The organism is Actinokineospora iranica (assembly GCF_900101685.1).
Lineage (GTDB): Bacteria > Actinomycetota > Actinomycetes > Mycobacteriales > Pseudonocardiaceae > Actinokineospora > Actinokineospora iranica.
The window spans coordinates 136,263-150,409 of the sequence record NZ_FMZZ01000002.1; the positions used below are offsets into that span (position 1 = coordinate 136,263).

14 protein-coding genes are annotated in these 14,147 nt (G+C 70.1%); 8 read left to right on the forward strand and 6 right to left on the reverse strand.

The features are described 5' to 3' along the window. Positions 1–14: 14 nt before the first annotated feature. The 5 genes from BLS56_RS05915 to BLS56_RS05935 all read right to left on the reverse strand — a co-directional run bounded on the left by BLS56_RS05915 (position 15) and on the right by BLS56_RS05935 (position 4,574). Positions 15–209: a hypothetical protein gene (locus BLS56_RS05915; protein ID WP_091448918.1), complete on the reverse strand. Its 195-nt coding sequence runs from the start codon at positions 207–209 to the stop codon at positions 15–17. Between the two features lie 551 nt (positions 210–760). Further along, a complete protein-coding gene (locus BLS56_RS05920; RefSeq protein WP_324187498.1) occupies positions 761–1,195 on the reverse strand; it encodes a very short patch repair endonuclease in 435 nt (144 codons plus the stop codon). A gap of 35 nt (positions 1,196–1,230) precedes the next feature. Beyond that, complete coding sequence (locus tag BLS56_RS05925; protein WP_091448919.1) at positions 1,231–2,235, reverse strand: DUF4928 family protein; 1,005 nt, start codon at positions 2,233–2,235, stop codon at positions 1,231–1,233. Next, on the reverse strand, positions 2,222–3,418 hold the full coding sequence (locus BLS56_RS05930; protein ID WP_228771415.1) for a DNA cytosine methyltransferase: 1,197 nt from the start codon (positions 3,416–3,418) through the stop codon (positions 2,222–2,224). Before BLS56_RS05930 ends, BLS56_RS05925 begins: the two co-directional genes overlap by 14 nt. Positions 3,419–3,521: 103 nt before the next feature. Then, the gene (locus tag BLS56_RS05935; protein ID WP_091448920.1) at positions 3,522–4,574 is read right to left on the reverse strand and encodes a DNA polymerase domain-containing protein; all 1,053 of its coding nucleotides are present in this window, start codon (positions 4,572–4,574) and stop codon (positions 3,522–3,524) included. Between the two features lie 108 nt (positions 4,575–4,682). Here BLS56_RS05935 and hisS point away from each other — a divergent pair, with 108 nt between their 5' ends. From hisS to BLS56_RS05965, 6 genes are all read left to right on the forward strand, one after another. Beyond that, the gene (gene hisS, locus BLS56_RS05940) at positions 4,683–5,933 is read left to right on the forward strand and encodes a histidine--tRNA ligase (RefSeq protein WP_228771458.1); all 1,251 of its coding nucleotides are present in this window, start codon (positions 4,683–4,685) and stop codon (positions 5,931–5,933) included. Positions 5,934–5,969: 36 nt separating this feature from the next. Next, positions 5,970–6,308: a hypothetical protein gene (locus BLS56_RS05945; protein ID WP_091448922.1), complete on the forward strand. Its 339-nt coding sequence runs from the start codon at positions 5,970–5,972 to the stop codon at positions 6,306–6,308. Between the two features lie 68 nt (positions 6,309–6,376). After that, complete coding sequence (gene msrB / locus BLS56_RS05950) at positions 6,377–6,844, forward strand: peptide-methionine (R)-S-oxide reductase MsrB (RefSeq protein ID WP_091448923.1); 468 nt, start codon at positions 6,377–6,379, stop codon at positions 6,842–6,844. A gap of 129 nt (positions 6,845–6,973) precedes the next feature. Further along, positions 6,974–7,885 carry a TIGR04222 domain-containing membrane protein gene (locus BLS56_RS05955; protein ID WP_091448924.1) on the forward strand — a complete coding sequence of 304 codons (912 nt, stop codon included), beginning with the start codon at positions 6,974–6,976 and terminating at the stop codon, positions 7,883–7,885. Between the two features lie 21 nt (positions 7,886–7,906). Then, a complete protein-coding gene (locus BLS56_RS05960; protein ID WP_091449265.1) occupies positions 7,907–8,710 on the forward strand; it encodes a DUF692 domain-containing protein in 804 nt (267 codons plus the stop codon). Next, positions 8,707–9,138, forward strand: a complete 432-nt coding sequence (locus tag BLS56_RS05965; RefSeq protein WP_139190535.1) for a hypothetical protein — start codon at positions 8,707–8,709, stop codon at positions 9,136–9,138. The genes BLS56_RS05960 and BLS56_RS05965 overlap by 4 nt, the downstream gene beginning before the upstream one ends. Before the next feature lie 85 nt (positions 9,139–9,223). Here BLS56_RS05965 and BLS56_RS05970 read toward each other — a convergent pair whose 3' ends face one another. Further along, positions 9,224–9,988 carry a VOC family protein gene (locus BLS56_RS05970; protein WP_091448926.1) on the reverse strand — a complete coding sequence of 255 codons (765 nt, stop codon included), beginning with the start codon at positions 9,986–9,988 and terminating at the stop codon, positions 9,224–9,226. A gap of 190 nt (positions 9,989–10,178) precedes the next feature. Here BLS56_RS05970 and BLS56_RS05975 point away from each other — a divergent pair, with 190 nt between their 5' ends. Both BLS56_RS05975 and BLS56_RS05980 read left to right on the forward strand, forming a co-directional pair. Then, positions 10,179–10,679 (forward strand): hypothetical protein, encoded by a 501-nt coding sequence (locus tag BLS56_RS05975; RefSeq protein ID WP_091448927.1) that lies wholly within the window; start codon positions 10,179–10,181, stop codon positions 10,677–10,679. Positions 10,680–10,909: 230 nt separating this feature from the next. Then, on the forward strand, positions 10,910–14,101 hold the full coding sequence (locus tag BLS56_RS05980; RefSeq protein ID WP_175482692.1) for a S8 family serine peptidase: 3,192 nt from the start codon (positions 10,910–10,912) through the stop codon (positions 14,099–14,101). The last annotated feature ends 46 nt before the right edge of the window (positions 14,102–14,147 follow it).

The following is a 14,147-nucleotide window of genomic DNA, read 5'->3' on the forward strand; positions in this document are numbered from 1 at the left end:
TGTCCGCTCACGGCTCAGACCTCACGAAGCCGGTACTCGCAGCCGTACTCCACCGCGTAGTGCAAGTCGTAGTGGTGCACGATCTTCGGCCCACCGTGCAAGTGGACGTGCGTCACCGTCGACCGGGGCTCGGCGGGCAGCACGCTCAGCGTGTCCACCCGCCCGTCGAGAGGACCGCCGACGTAGCGGACGAAGTACGAGTCCGTCATGGTGATCCCCTTTCGCTCTCCTTGCAGTGTAAATCGAAACACCGACAATCCCGCAGGTCCGAACGATGTTCGTCACCCGCGATCAACCGGACGGAGCAACGCGGGAGCGCGCAGCGCCATTTCCCCGTAACGTTCGGGGGTTGCCCAGGTGGACACTCGAAGAGGAACCGGGGCTCGCGCGGGAACCAGCGCGTACCTCCTGCGTCAAGACCAACGACCACGGGGCTTCGCCTACGCCAACCTACATACCGGCCCGCTCGCTGAGACGAGGGTTGACAACCCCGAACAGCGACGCCTGCCGACGTCCACAATCCACACGTCGAGTCATGCCAAGACGCGTTCACTACCCAGAGGACACGCGAAGGCACCACACTCATCCGCTGCCCAAGAGCGCGTCAACAGACATCCGAGGGGACCGCTTGGCGGCTTGCAGGCAAGCAGCAACCCGCACCCCTGAACGCCCCACTCCAGCCAGATGATACCCGCACAGACCGGTCGCGCCGAGGGAACAGGGCTGCCCGACTGGACTCACTGGTCGCGCAGACGCGCGTCTACCCCTGAGCCGCACGCCTTCTGGCCCACACCGCCATCGCGACTCTCTCGGCAGCCTGCCGCAAGTCCTCGTGTTCCCAGACAACCTCAAGCAGCCATCCGGCTTCCGCCAGTCGACGGGCTGTGTCCTCGTCACGAGCCACATTCCGCCGGACCTTCTCCGCCCAGTAACTGTCGTTCGCTGTCGGAGCACGGTAGTGCTCTGGGCAACCGTGCCAGAAGCAGCCACGTAACTCTACCGCCACCTTGACCGGACGGAACACGACGTCTACCGTGCGGCGGACGTCTGGGAGAGGCCGAGCGCACACGCGGTAGCGCAAGCCAAGCGCGTGCAAGGCCTTCCGCAACATGAGCTCCGGCTTCGTGTCCCTGCTCTTGTTGGCCTGCATCGACTTCCGGATGACCACACTCGTCGCCCAAGAAGACTCAGCCATACGACGATGGTATCTGAATCTCGGCGAGAGGTCTCCTACAGGTTCTCTGGAATCGCAATCTGAAATGAAGGGTCCGGCTCGACCGACCGAACCCTCACATTATAACGCTCCAGCAATTCACGCAATTTCAACCGGATCTCATGCGTTTCGTAGACGGCCATTTCATCGATGTTGGTGCCCACAAAATCCTCGATGCTGTTGACCGCCACACGATCAGCGATTCCCTCGTTCTCGGCGAGTTGCAGCGCAGCACTGACCCGGTCTGCGGGCACCAGCACCACAGGGCGAAACCCGTGATGAAGGTTCGACCGGCATCGGTTTCGAAAGAGCCCGTCGCTTGGACTCATGGTCACATGGAAGGCGGTGTCTCCGACCTTGAAGTCACCCGGGCGGTCAGTCTGCTGGTCGGCGGTGGTGTATTTCTCATTACCGATGGTTAACTGCGGGAATCGCAGTGACAGCTTCGCGCCTACAAGATGCTGCGCCAAAGCCCCCGCGGCCGAGCCGCCACGCAAGCGCGCCGCGCTCAAGAGCGCGGCAACCGCAGCCTTGGTTGGCTTACTTGAATCCAGATCGGTCGCCTCGATAAACCGCTGATCAAAGTAGTCCTGCTGGACCCGCCCAACGAACCAGCCCTGTAGTCTGAATCTGACCTCAGCCCGCGCACCTTCCAACAGCTCTTCGTAATCGGCCGCTTCAGGGCACTCGTTGAGCAACCTCGCGAGACTTCTGGCGAGTTGCATGGTTCCACGGGAGGTGCGTCCGCCCTCGGTGGTGAACTTACGGTGCTCATCGTGAGCAGCGAGAATGCTCGCGATCCGACTACCGCTAATCCCCTTGACCTGCGATGAGGTCAGATAGTGATCATCTTCCAAGGGATAGTGGCTGCCCATATGATGCAGCAGGATCAGACCCACAGTCATCACATTGGTGTTGACTCGCCCGTCGGCTTTCCGCTGTTCTTCATACCATTCCGCGATTTCTCGCAAGAATCCGTTCACTACCTCATCAACGCGCGGCGGCAGTTCAGGCACCAGCATCCGCCACCTCCGACGTGCTATCCAAAACCGGCTTCTCCTGCAACTTTCCCTCGACCAGCGGCATCAAATAGTGCTCGGCCAGCCAGGCCACCGCAGGCACACACACCGCGTCGCCGAATCCGAACAATGCCTGATTCGCCCTGATTCCATCAAGCTCGTAGTCATCAGCCCCCATGAGGCGGGCATACTCGCGGGCGGTCATCCAGCGAACTCGAAGTTTTCCTCTTCCGACCTCGACTAAAGCCTGTTTGGAGGAACCACCCCGCGCGGTCCGGAGACATCCCGCGATATCGTCGGCGCGTATCTCCCACATCGGCACTCCCTTGCGGGTTCGCCGATAGGCCGTCCGGTATGCGAACCTATTCGATTTTCGCAACACAGCCAACCGTTCGGCTTGCACTGGCGACAAGGAGGATGTGAAAGCCGCTGTTCGTTCAGGGTCCCACCATTGCTTGTCGCCTGAAGGAACAGGCTCCACGATTGTCGCGAGCGTGCCGACAGCCGCCGGGCCGATGTCAGGCAGCAGGGCGCGATGGGTGACCAAAGAACGATCGGCAAATGGTGCTTGCAGCCATTCCGGCCGCAACTTCGGGTTCGCGTCTGGCTGGTCGGGAGGGGCGTTCCGCGCGCCCACGACGAACAGTCGGGGTCGCGACTGCGGCACGAACCAGCGCGCGTCCAACGTCAACACATCCACCGAGTAGCCAAGGTCGTTCAACTCAGCGATCGCCGCCGCCAAGTCCTCACCGCCATGGCTGGTCGCCAAGCCGACCACGTTCTCCAGGGTGACGACCTCGGGTCGGGCATCTTCGCCCAACTCACGCAAGACCCGCGTGAATTGGTAGAAGGTCGATGAGCGGGCACCCTGCATCCCGGCTCGCGCTCCCGCCAACGACACGTCCACGCACGGCGATGAAGCCCAGGCCAACGCGATGTCCGCTGGCATGTCACTCCCCCGCACGTGGGTGACATCTCCCAACACGAACGTGTGCGACTCCTCCGGATCTTTGAAGTTGCCTGCATACATGTCCCGCTTCGCAGGCTCGATGTCATTCGACCAGGCGACGCGGAACCCGGCCTGTTGCAGTCCCAACCGCGCCAAGCCGATCCCCGCGAAGAACTCGACAGCCATAGGCTCCAGTGGCAAGGCGGTTTGCTCGCGCACAGCGGCTAGCTTCGGCACGGTTCGCACCGTACGAAACCTACCGGGCAGAGTGTGGGACGCTGGCGGTGGGTCGCACGGCTGTTCGAGCCCTATCCCCGCTGCACTGACCGAGTCGCGCTTACTAGTCCCTGGCCTTCGACGGCTGGACGCGCTTGGGCTCGCCGGGCATCTTCGGGTAGTCGGGCGGATACGGAAGGTCACCCAGACCGCGGTCCCGTTCGTCCCGGTCGGCCAGATCGATCAAGGGCCGCAAGGAGAAGGCGTGCTCGGCGACGGGCGCGTGCAGGTCGCCCACTTCGGCGAAGCGGGCGGGCATGGTCAGGATGGAGAAGTCCTCCGGGTGGACGTCGGGCAGCTCGTCCCAGGTCAGCGGGGCCGAGACGAGGGCGCGCGGGGTGGGGCGGATGGAGTAGGCCGAGGCGATGGTGCGGTCGCGGGCCATCTGGTTGTAGTCGATGAACACCCGGGCGCCGCGTTCCTCCTTCCACCAGCTCATGGTCACCCGCTCGGGCAGCCGCCGCTCCATCTCGCGGCCAAGGGCGATCAGGGCGCGGCGGGCCTCGGTGAACGTCCAGCGCGGCTCGATCGGGACGTAGAGGTGCACGCCGCGGCCGCCGGAGGTCTTGGGGAACGCCTGGATGTCCATCGACGCGAGCAGTTCGCGCACCTGGAACGCCACGGTGACCGCGTCGGAGAAGTCGGTGCCGGGCTGCGGGTCGAGATCGATGCGCAGCTGGTCGGGGTGGTCGACGTCGGCGCGGCGGACCGGCCAGGGGTGGAAGGTGAGGGTGCCCAGGTTCGCCGCCCAGGCCACGACCGCCAACTCGGTCGGGCACACCTCGTCGGCGGGGCGGCCGCTGGGGAAGGTGATGCGGGCGGTCTCGACGTAGTCCGGCGCGCCCTTGGGGATGCGCTTCTGGTAAAATGCGTCGCCGCTGTTGTCTTGGCGGGTGGACAGCCGCGCGCCCTCGAAAACGCCGCCGGGCCAGCGTTCCAGGGTCGTCGGGCGCTCGCGCAGCGCGCCGAGGACGCCGTCGCCGACGCTGAGGAAGTACTCCACGATCTGGCGTTTCGTGACACCGATATCGGCGAAGTAGGGCTTGTCCGGATTGGACACTCGCACTGCCCGCGGGCCGTGCGGCCCCTCGACCTCGATCTCCACCGCTGGCGCCATTGGCCCAGCGTACGGCCGGTGGGGAACAGACGCGCGCGCTTTGGTGACCTCCCGGTAGCGTTGACCGCAACCGTTAACCGTCATCTGCGAGGAACCCGACCGGTGAAGATGGACAACAGCCCCGCCCGGGGCACCCGTGACCTGCTGCCCGCGACCGTGGCCGTGCGCGACCACGTGCTGGCCCGGATCACCGAGGTCTACCACCGGTACGGCTACCAGCGCATCGAGACGCCCGCGCTGGAGAACATCGAGCGCCTGCAGGGCGGCCAGGGCGGCGAGAACGAGAAGCTGATCTACCGGGTGCTGCGCCGCGGACTTGACGAGGTCGTCGCCGCCGAGACGCGGCTGGACGACCTGGTGGACCTGGGGCTGCGCTACGACCTGACCGTGCCGCTGACCCGGTTCTACGGCAACAACCAGGCGAGCCTGCCGCAGCCGTTCCGGTCGTTCCAGTTCGGGCCGGTGTGGCGGGCCGAGCGGCCGCAGAAGGGCCGCTACCGGCAGTTCTACCAGTGCGACATCGACATGCTCGGCGAGGAGAGCGTGCTGGCCGAGGTCGAGCTGATCGAGGCCACCACCGAGGCGCTGGCCGCCGCCGGGCTCGACGGCGCGACCGTTCGCGTCTCCGACCGGCGGTTCCTGTCCGCGCTGGCCCAGGCCGCGGGGCTGCCCGAGCAGGCGTGGACCGGGCTGTTCATCACCCTGGACAAGCTCGACAAGATCGGCTGGGAGGGCGTGCGCGCCGAACTGCCCGGCCGGGGGCTGGACACCGCCCAGATCGACCGGCTCCAGGAGACCATCACCGGCCTGCGCGGCGTCGACCCGGCCAAGCTGGGCGACCGGCTCGCCGAGGCCGTGCCGGACCTGCCCGACGAGGTCGTCGCCGACCTGGCGGGCACCGCGGACGCGCTGCGCGCGCTCGACGGGCTGGACTGGGAGTTCGACCCGACCCTGGTGCGCGGCATGGGCTACTACACCGGCCAGATCTTCGAGATCACCCACCCGGCGGCGGCCGGGTCGGTCGCGGGGGGCGGGCGCTACGACCGGCTCATCGGCCGCTCGCTGGGCCGCGACGTGCCCGCGTGCGGGTTCTCCATCGGCTTCGAGCGCATTGTCGACCTGATCGAGGGCGCCGGGAGCCGCGCGGCGGTCGCGGTGCTCTACGAGGCCGACGTGCCGCTCCCCACGGTCGTCGGCAGCGCCCGCGAGCTGCGCCGGGACGGCCGGACGGTCTCGCCCATCCGCAGGCGCGGGAAGCTGGGCGCGCAACTGGGCAGGCTCACCGAGTGGGGCTTCACCTCGGTGGTGCACCTGCGCGCCGACGGCCCGACCGAGGAGCGTCCGCTGGAATCTCGCTGATTCCTCTTACCCTGCCCGGCAAGCTACCGTGGAGGCATGGTCGGGACAGGTTTCCGCGGGACGTCCGACGATGACCCGCGCCCGGGTGACCACGCCAGGCGGAAGGACCGTTTTTCCGACGACCTGATCGGCCTCGACCCGGCCGACCCCGAGGTGCGGGAGTTCGCCGAGCACCTCGACCGGGTGGAACGGGTGCGGCCGAGCTACACCGTCGAGGGCTACCTGGGCCAGGTCAGCGACTTCGCCGACTCGGCGAACCGGCTCGGCGGCCACTACCGGCTCACCGCGGGCATAGTCGCTGCCCTGATCTTGTTGGGTGTGGTGGTGGCCGCGTGGGACGCCCTGGTGTTCATCGTGAGCGTCCTGCTCGGGTAAGCACCCGGCGGCACGGCGCGGAAACGAGGCACTGGGGAGAAGAGAGAGCTCGAATGAAGCCAGCCGGAATGAAGCCAGTGGTGGGCGCGACGCCGCGCGTGGTCAAGTCCGAGCAGGAGTGGCGCGCCGAACTCGACCCGCGCGAGTACGCCGTGCTCCGCGCGGCGGGCACCGAGCCCGCCTGGACCGGCGAGTACACCGAGACCAAGACCGCCGGGGTGTACCGGTGCCGCGCGTGCGGGGCCGAGCTGTTCCGCAGCGACACCAAGTTCGAGTCGCACTGCGGGTGGCCGTCGTTCTTCTCGCCGCTGGCAGGCGAGAGCGTCGTGCTGCGCGAGGACCGCACGCACGGGATGGTCCGCACGGAGGTGCTGTGCGCGAGCTGCCACAGCCACCTCGGGCACGTCTTCGAGGGCGAGGGCTACCCGACGCCGACCGACCAGCGGTACTGCATCAACAGCATCTCGCTCACCCTGGTCCCCGACGGTGACACCTCTAGCAGCGACACCCCCGGCGGAGACATCGCTGGGGCCTGACCGCCCCTACCTCAAATTCACCTCAAGCAGCCCTAAGTCCTGCCCACGGGTTCCCTAAATCTTGCTCAAGCTCTCTTGTGCGCGCGCTCACAGCGCATCGAGCATGGTGCCCTCACAAGGGGGATCGACATGAACGAACCGTGGGGAATCAGCGGGCCGGAGTTCCTCCGGCTGTACCTGGTGGCGGCGGGGTTCGCGGTGCTCATCGCGCTCGCGGTCCGGATCATGGCGCGCACGGCGTCCGCGACGGAGCGGACGCCCGGTCAGCTCACGCTTGACGAGCTGGCGTACCTGGCGGGCGGCACCCGGCGCGTGGTGGAGACGGCGGTCGCCAGACTGCTGGACGAGGGGAAGCTGCGCATCAGCCGCACGGGGGCGGTGGGGGTGGTCGACGGCGCGCGCGGGGGTGGCGCCGTCGACCAGGCCGTGCTCGCGGATGCCAAGCGGTACGGGCACCGCACGCTGCGCCTGCTTGTCGACAAGGTCGGTCAGGACGCCGCCGTCACCAGGATCGGCGCGGACCTGACCCGCAAGGGGTTGCTGGTCGACAAGGGGATGTCGCGGGCGCGGCTGTCCGCGGCGCCGCTCGCCGTGCTCTTCGCGGTGGGCGCGGCGCGGTGGGTCAACGGGCTTTCGGAGGGCCGCCCGATCGGGTGGCTGACCCTGGCCCTGCTCGGGACGGCGGTGGTCGCGGCGGTGCTGTTCCGGCGGCCGGTGCCGTCGCGGACCTACCAGGGCGCGCGGATGCTGGCCGAGGCGCGCCGCGGGCGGGCCACGGCGAGCAGCCGGACGATCGGGGCGCACGCCCCGGACTACGCGCTCGGCACCGCGGCCGGGCTGGTGGTGTTCGGCGGGCTGGCCACCTATCCGGACGCCGAGATCGCCGCGGCGCTGGAGACGCAGCGGGCGGCGACGGGGTACTCGGCGTCGTCCAGCGGCACGTCCAGCTCGTCGAGCTGCGGCGGCGGCAGCGGGTCGTCCTGTAGCAGCGGGGGCGGCGGGGGTGGCTGCGGCGGAGGCGGCGGGGGCTGCGGCGGCTGACCGAGGGGGGAAATGGACGGCATGGGTGAGCTCGGGGTGGGCATCGGCTGGCGGTCGGAGATCGATCTGACCGTCGAGCGGCTGCCGGGCGTCGACTTCGTGGAGGTCGTTGCGGAGAACCTGCACCGCGACCACCTGCCGGAGTCGCTGCGGCTCCTGCGGGGTCGAGGGGTCCCCGTTCTCCCCCATGCCGTCTCCCTCTCCCTGGGCGGGGCCGACCCGCTCGACCGGGACCGGGTCGAGCACCTGGCCGCGGTCGCCGAACTGCTGGCCGCCCCGGTGGCCAGCGACCACATCTGCTTCGTCCGGGCGGGCGGGCTGGACTCCGGGCACCTGATGCCGGTGCCGCGCACCCGCGACGCGCTCGACGTGCTCACCGCCAACGTGAAGGCGGCGCAGGCGGACCTGGGGACGCCGCTGGCGCTGGAGAACATCGCCGCGCTGCTGGAGTGGCCGGACGCGGAGCTGACCGAGGCGGCGTTCCTGACCGAGCTGGTCGAGCGCACCGGCTGCCTGCTGCTCATCGACGTGGCCAATATGTGGGCCAACGCCCGCAACCTGGGCCAGGACCCGGTCGACCTGCTCGACGGGCTGCCGTTGGAGCGGATCGCGTACGTGCACGTCGCCGGTGGCGTCGAGCGCGACGGGGTGTACCACGACACGCACGCCCACCCGGTGCCCGACGGCGTGCTCGACCTGCTGGGCGAGCTGTGCGCGCGGGTCCGCCCGCCGGGGGTGCTGCTGGAGCGCGACGACCGCTATCCCGCGGACGCCGAGCTGGCCGCCGAGCTGACCGCGATCCGCGGCGTCCTGGCGGGAACATGACCAGCGGGGACATGACCAGCGGGCACATGCCCCACGGGGACGCGGACCGGCGGGCGCGGCTGGCCGCCCGGCAGGCCGACCTGCTGCGCGCGCTGCTCGCCGACGGCCCACCGCCCGCGGGCTTCGACCCGGCGGCGGTGGCGGTGGAGGCCGCGGCCCTGCTGGCGAAACGGCGCCGGGTGGTCGCGCACCTGGCCCCGGACGTGGCGGGCGACCTGGGCGAGCGGTTCGCGCCGCTGTTCGACGAGTACGCGCGGGCGAACCCGCGCCGGACGGGATCACGGGCTCGCGAGGACGCCGCGGCGTTCGAGCGGTGGTTGACCGATCGGGGCAACCTGGCCGAGCCGAGGCGCCCTTGGTGGCGACTGGGCAGGCCAGGGGATCGGGCCCGGGTGGTGTCGCGCGCAGGCGCGACACCACCCGGATAGACCCACCCGGATAGACCCACCCGGATAGACCCACCCGGATAGACCCGCCCGGCTGGCCCCGCTCGGCAGCCGCAGCGCCCCGAGATCAGCTCGCGGGCACGCCCATGACCTTGAACTGGGCGCCCTGGTCGTCGGCGACGGTCGCCATGCGGCCGAAGGGGGTGTCGACCGCGCCATCGAGGACCGACCCGCCCAACTCCTTGACCTTCTCCAGGGTCGCGTCGGCGTCGGCGACCTGGAAGTAGACGCCCCAGTATGCGGGCGTGCCCGCGTCCAGCCCGCCGCCGATGCCGCCGACCGGCTGCTCGCCGCCGGGCACGTTCAGTGTGGCGTAGCCCCCGGGGGCGCCCTCCATGTCCTCGTAGGCGTACCCGAAGACCTTGGCGTAGAACTCCTTGCTTGCGGCGAGGTCGGCGCTCATCTGCTCGTTCCAGACCAGCGAGCCCGGCTCGTTGGCCAGGGTGACGCCGGTGTGCTTGCCCGCCTCCCAGAGCCCGAAGCCCGCGCCCGCGGTGTCGATGGCGACGACCATGCGGCCGAACTCGCTCACCTGCAGCGGCGGCAGGACGATCTGCCCGCCCGCCGCGGTGATCTTGGCCGCGTCCGCGTCGACGTCGGTGCTGGACAGGTAGGTGGTCCACGCCGAGGTCTGGCCCTCTTGCAGCGGTCCGAGGCCCGCGACGAACTCGTCGCCGAGGAAACAGTTCGCGTATCCGCCGACCTCTTCGCCGCCGATGTCCACCCGCCAGCCGAAGAGTCCTGAGTAGAACTCCGCGGCCTGGGCGACGTCCGTGCCGAGATCGACCCAGCAGGGCGTTCCCGCGGGCCAGGCGGTGTTCCGGGTGACCATTGATCGACCTCCGTCTTGTTCCTGTGGGACCCGCGGTCGCGGGTCCGGGTGCACGCTAACTCCGCCAGGAGGGTTGTGTGCGTCACGATTGAGGCGTCGATCCCAGGAAAAATGGGCGGGCGCGAGGTGTGTTCCGGAAGGATCAAGCGGGCGAATCGGCGGCAAACCGGACATAGCGGCTGGAGATTTCATGCGGCTCGGCGTCAAGGGGACAGCTCTGTTCGCGCTCTGCCTGAGCGCACTGCTCGGATGCGGGTCCTCGCCGGGCGCCGGGGATCCGCCATGCACCGCGATCGGCTCGCCTGCGGCCATCAGCCTCGACATTTCCCCAGAGACCGCCCCAGCGATCTCCGCGGCGACTCCCCCACCGACCGGGCAGCTCACCGCCTGCTGGGGCGGCGAGTGCCGCACCGCCCAGCTGGACCTGCGCGCCGCGACCAGCGCGGGCGCCACGACCTGCGTCGACGAGAACTGCTCCGCCCAGATGACCCCGACCGGCGGGCTCGCCGGGTTCGTCGAACTGCCCGACCTGCCCAAGGACACACCGGTGGCGGTGACCCTCGCCCTCGGCGGCGCGGAGCACCGGGTCGAGGTCGTCCCGCGGGCGACGTTCCCCAACGGCCCCGAGTGCGGCGAAGGCGGGCCGCAGGCACGGCTGACGCTGAACCAGGGCGGGCTGTCCGCGGGCTGAGCCCGACCGCGCCCGCCGATCGGCCATCCGGATCAACCGTTTAGCCCTTGCGCGCCGATCATCGAACCTGGATAGTTTCTGGCGAACTGGGGCTTGATTCTGGGGGATTCACCCGACACCGGACATCCCGCCTTTCGGTATGCCCATAAACAGCACACTCGGGGGGTCGAATGCGCCCGCGCGCGCGAAACACGACAACAAGGATCACCGCGGCGACAATCACACTGGGCTTGGTCTGCGCCGCGGCGGCGCCCGCCACCGCGGACAGCGCGGCCGACCGTCCGCGGACCGCATCGGCCCGCACGGTCACGCTCATCACCGGCGACCGCGTCCTGGTCCCCGCGAACGGCGCCGGACCCGCGGTCCAGCCCGCCGATGGCCGCGTGGACGTCGTCTTCCACACCCACACCGTCGCGGGCCACCTGCACGTCATCCCGGCCGACGCGCTGCCGCTGGTCTCGTCCGGCACGCTCGACCGCCGCCTGTTCGACGTCACCGGCCTGCTCGAAGCGGGCTACGACGACCGCCGCGCCGACCTGCCGCTCATCCAGTCCGGCCCGGCCCCCGCGGGCCTGTTCTCCGCGACCGGCGTGCGGGCGGTGCGCGACCTCCCGTCGGTCGGCGCCCGCGCCCTGTCGGCGGACAAGGCGGCTCTGGCGGGCTCGTGGCGCTCGCTGGTGGGCGAGGGCACGCTCTGGCTCGACGGCAAGCGGCAGGCCACCCTCGACCGCAGCACCGCGCAGATCGGCGCGCCCGAGGCGTGGCGCGCAGGCCTCGACGGCAGCGGCGTCACGGTCGCGGTCCTGGACACCGGGGTCGACCAGACCCACCCGGACCTGGCGAGCCGCGAGGTCGGGGAACGCAACTTCACCGACTCTGCCGACACCGTGGACCGCGTTGGCCACGGCACGCACGTCGCCTCGACCATCGCGGGGACCGGCGGGAAGTACAAGGGCGTCGCGCACGGCGCGAAGCTGCTCGACGGCAAGGTCCTCGACGACTTCGGGTCCGGCCAGGAGTCGTGGATCGTCGCGGGCATGGAGTGGGCGGCCGAGCAGGGCGCCGACATCGTGAACCTGAGCCTGGGCGGCAGCGACGGCCCCGAGGAAGACCCGCTGGAGGCGGCGGTGAACCGCCTGTCCGCGGAGAAGGGGACCCTGTTCGTCATCTCGGCGGGCAACGCGGGGCCGAGGGCGCGGACGGTGTCGTCGCCGGGCAGCGCGGACGCCGCGCTCACCGTGGGCTCGGTCGAGCGCGACGACTCGCTGTCGTTCTTCTCCAGCCGCGGCCCGCGGATCGGCGACGGCGCGGTCAAGCCGGACATCACCGGCCCCGGGTCCGGCATCGTGGCGGCCAAGGCGGCGCAGGGCCAGATCGGCGACCCGGTCGAGCCGGGGTACGTGAGCCTGTCCGGCACGTCCATGGCGGCCCCGCACGTGGCGGGCGCGGCGGCGATCCTGGCCCAGCGGCACCCCGAGTGGTCCGGCGCGCGGCTCAAGGCCGCGCTGACCGCGTCCGCGAAGCCGACCCAGGGCCTGAGCGCGTTCGAGCAGGGCTCCGGCCGGGTCGACGTGCCCGCGGCGCTGGCGCAGACCCTGACGACCGAGCCGTCCTCGGTGAGCCTGGGCACCCAGCTCTGGCCGCACGACGACGACAAGCCGGTCAGCAAGGAGTTCACCTACCGCAACAGCGGCGACCAGCCGGTGACCCTGGACCTGACGACCGAGGTGCTCGGGCCGGACGGCAAGCCCGCGCCGCAGGGCATGATCACGCTCTCCTCCACCCGGGTGGCCGTCCCCGCGGGCGGCACGGCGTCGGTCCAGGTCATCGGGGACACCCGGCTCGGCTCCCTCGACGGCATGTACTCCGGCGCGGTCGTCGCGACCACCGGCACGGCCGCGGTCCGCACGCCGCTGGCGGTGGAGCGCGAGGTCGAGAGCTACGACCTGCGGGCCACCTTCCTCGGCCCCGACGGGAAGCCCACCGCCGAGTTCAGCACGCTGGTCGTCGGCCTGGACAGCGACTTCTTCACCTTCGCAGGCGACCCGGAGGGCGTGGTGGACCTGCGGCTGCCCAAGGGCCGCTACATCCTGAACAACCTCTTCGCCCAAGCGGCGACGCGCGCCGTGCAGCACCTGCCGTACCCGGGTTTCGAGATGACGAAGAAGACCGATCTCGTGGTGGACGCCCGCGTCGCCAAGCCCATCAAGATCACCCCGCCCGACCCGGCCGCGGAGCCCGCGCTGAGCGCCAGCGGGTACAGCGTCTCCACGCCAGAGCGCGGCGCGAGCTTCACCGTGGCCGTCCGCGACCCAAGCACGCTCAGCATCGGGCAGATCGGCCCTGAGCTGCCCGCGGACATGCTCACCTGGTCGCTGAACGTGGGGCTGGAGTCGCCCACCGCGTACTACGGGCTGGCCTGGTTCCAGGACCGGGCCGTGCCGACCGGCTTCACCCGCGCGGTGCGGCAGCAGGACCTCGCGACAGTGCGCACCACGGTCGGCCAAGTCGTGCCCGGAACGACCGCCGCCCGGTTCCTCGGCGCGGTGCCCGCCGCGGGCGACAGCGGTGGCTTCTCCATCGGCAGGAACGTGCGGGCGGGCGTGCTGACCGAGCACCTGCTGGCCGACAACACGCGGTGGAACAGCAGCCTGATGCTCTTCGGCGACACCCCGCAGGACTCGGGGCTGGGCGGCCAGTTCATCGCCGAGCCGCTGGTCGCCCAGGCGGGCAAGACGTACCGGCAGCGGGTCAACGTCGGCGTCTTCGGCCCCGCGCTCCCGCGCGCCGAGTTCCCGTGGCTGCGCCGGTTCGACGTGCCCCCGACCGGGGGCAACCCGCACGCGGACATCCTCAGCGCCGACATCGGCCTGTTCGGCGACGGCGGCGGCAACGCGGGCTTCACGGCCACCACGGCGGCCAAGACGACCCTGTACCGCGACGGCGTCAAGATCGGTGAGACGGCCTTCCCGGCAGGCGGCTCGTTCGAGATCCCCAAGTCGGCGGGCCGGTACACGCTCGCCGCCGAGGGCTCCCGGGACGCCCGGTTCGGGGTCAGCACGCACGTCGCGGCGAAGTGGACGTTCGACTCGAAGCCCGGCAGGCAGGCGGCGCCGATCTCGGTCGTCCGCTTCCACGCCGAGCTGGACGCCGAGAACGCCGCCCCCACCGGCCGCTACCTGCTGCCGGTGACCCTCCAGCTGGAGAACGGGGCGAAGGGCCAGCCGCGCAGGCTGTCGGTGGACGTCTCCTACGACGAGGGCAAGACCTGGCACAGGGCGACGGTGATCGCGAAGTCACTGGTGGTTCTGGACCACCCGGCAGGCGCGTCGTCGGTGTCGCTGCGGGCCGCCGCCGAGGACTCGCGCGGCTCCACGGTGGAGCAGACCATCGTCCGCGCCTACCAGCTCGGCAAGCGCTGACTGAGACACCGAAGGCCGCCTTCGGCACGGACACCGTGCCGAAGGC

Coding starts and splice junctions, on each gene's coding strand:
- BLS56_RS05915 (WP_091448918.1), bottom strand. CDS start 209: ATGACGGACTCGTACTTCGTCCGCTACGTCGGCGGTCCTCTCGACGGG.
- BLS56_RS05920 (WP_324187498.1), bottom strand. CDS start 1,195: ATGGCTGAGTCTTCTTGGGCGACGAGTGTGGTCATCCGGAAGTCGATG.
- BLS56_RS05925 (WP_091448919.1), bottom strand. CDS start 2,235: ATGCTGGTGCCTGAACTGCCGCCGCGCGTTGATGAGGTAGTGAACGGA.
- BLS56_RS05935 (WP_091448920.1), bottom strand. CDS start 4,574: ATGGCGCCAGCGGTGGAGATCGAGGTCGAGGGGCCGCACGGCCCGCGG.
- hisS (WP_228771458.1), top strand. CDS start 4,683: ATGGACAACAGCCCCGCCCGGGGCACCCGTGACCTGCTGCCCGCGACC.
- BLS56_RS05945 (WP_091448922.1), top strand. CDS start 5,970: ATGGTCGGGACAGGTTTCCGCGGGACGTCCGACGATGACCCGCGCCCG.
- msrB (WP_091448923.1), top strand. CDS start 6,377: ATGAAGCCAGTGGTGGGCGCGACGCCGCGCGTGGTCAAGTCCGAGCAG.
- BLS56_RS05955 (WP_091448924.1), top strand. CDS start 6,974: ATGAACGAACCGTGGGGAATCAGCGGGCCGGAGTTCCTCCGGCTGTAC.
- BLS56_RS05960 (WP_091449265.1), top strand. CDS start 7,907: ATGGGTGAGCTCGGGGTGGGCATCGGCTGGCGGTCGGAGATCGATCTG.
- BLS56_RS05965 (WP_139190535.1), top strand. CDS start 8,707: ATGACCAGCGGGGACATGACCAGCGGGCACATGCCCCACGGGGACGCG.
- BLS56_RS05970 (WP_091448926.1), bottom strand. CDS start 9,988: ATGGTCACCCGGAACACCGCCTGGCCCGCGGGAACGCCCTGCTGGGTC.
- BLS56_RS05975 (WP_091448927.1), top strand. CDS start 10,179: ATGCGGCTCGGCGTCAAGGGGACAGCTCTGTTCGCGCTCTGCCTGAGC.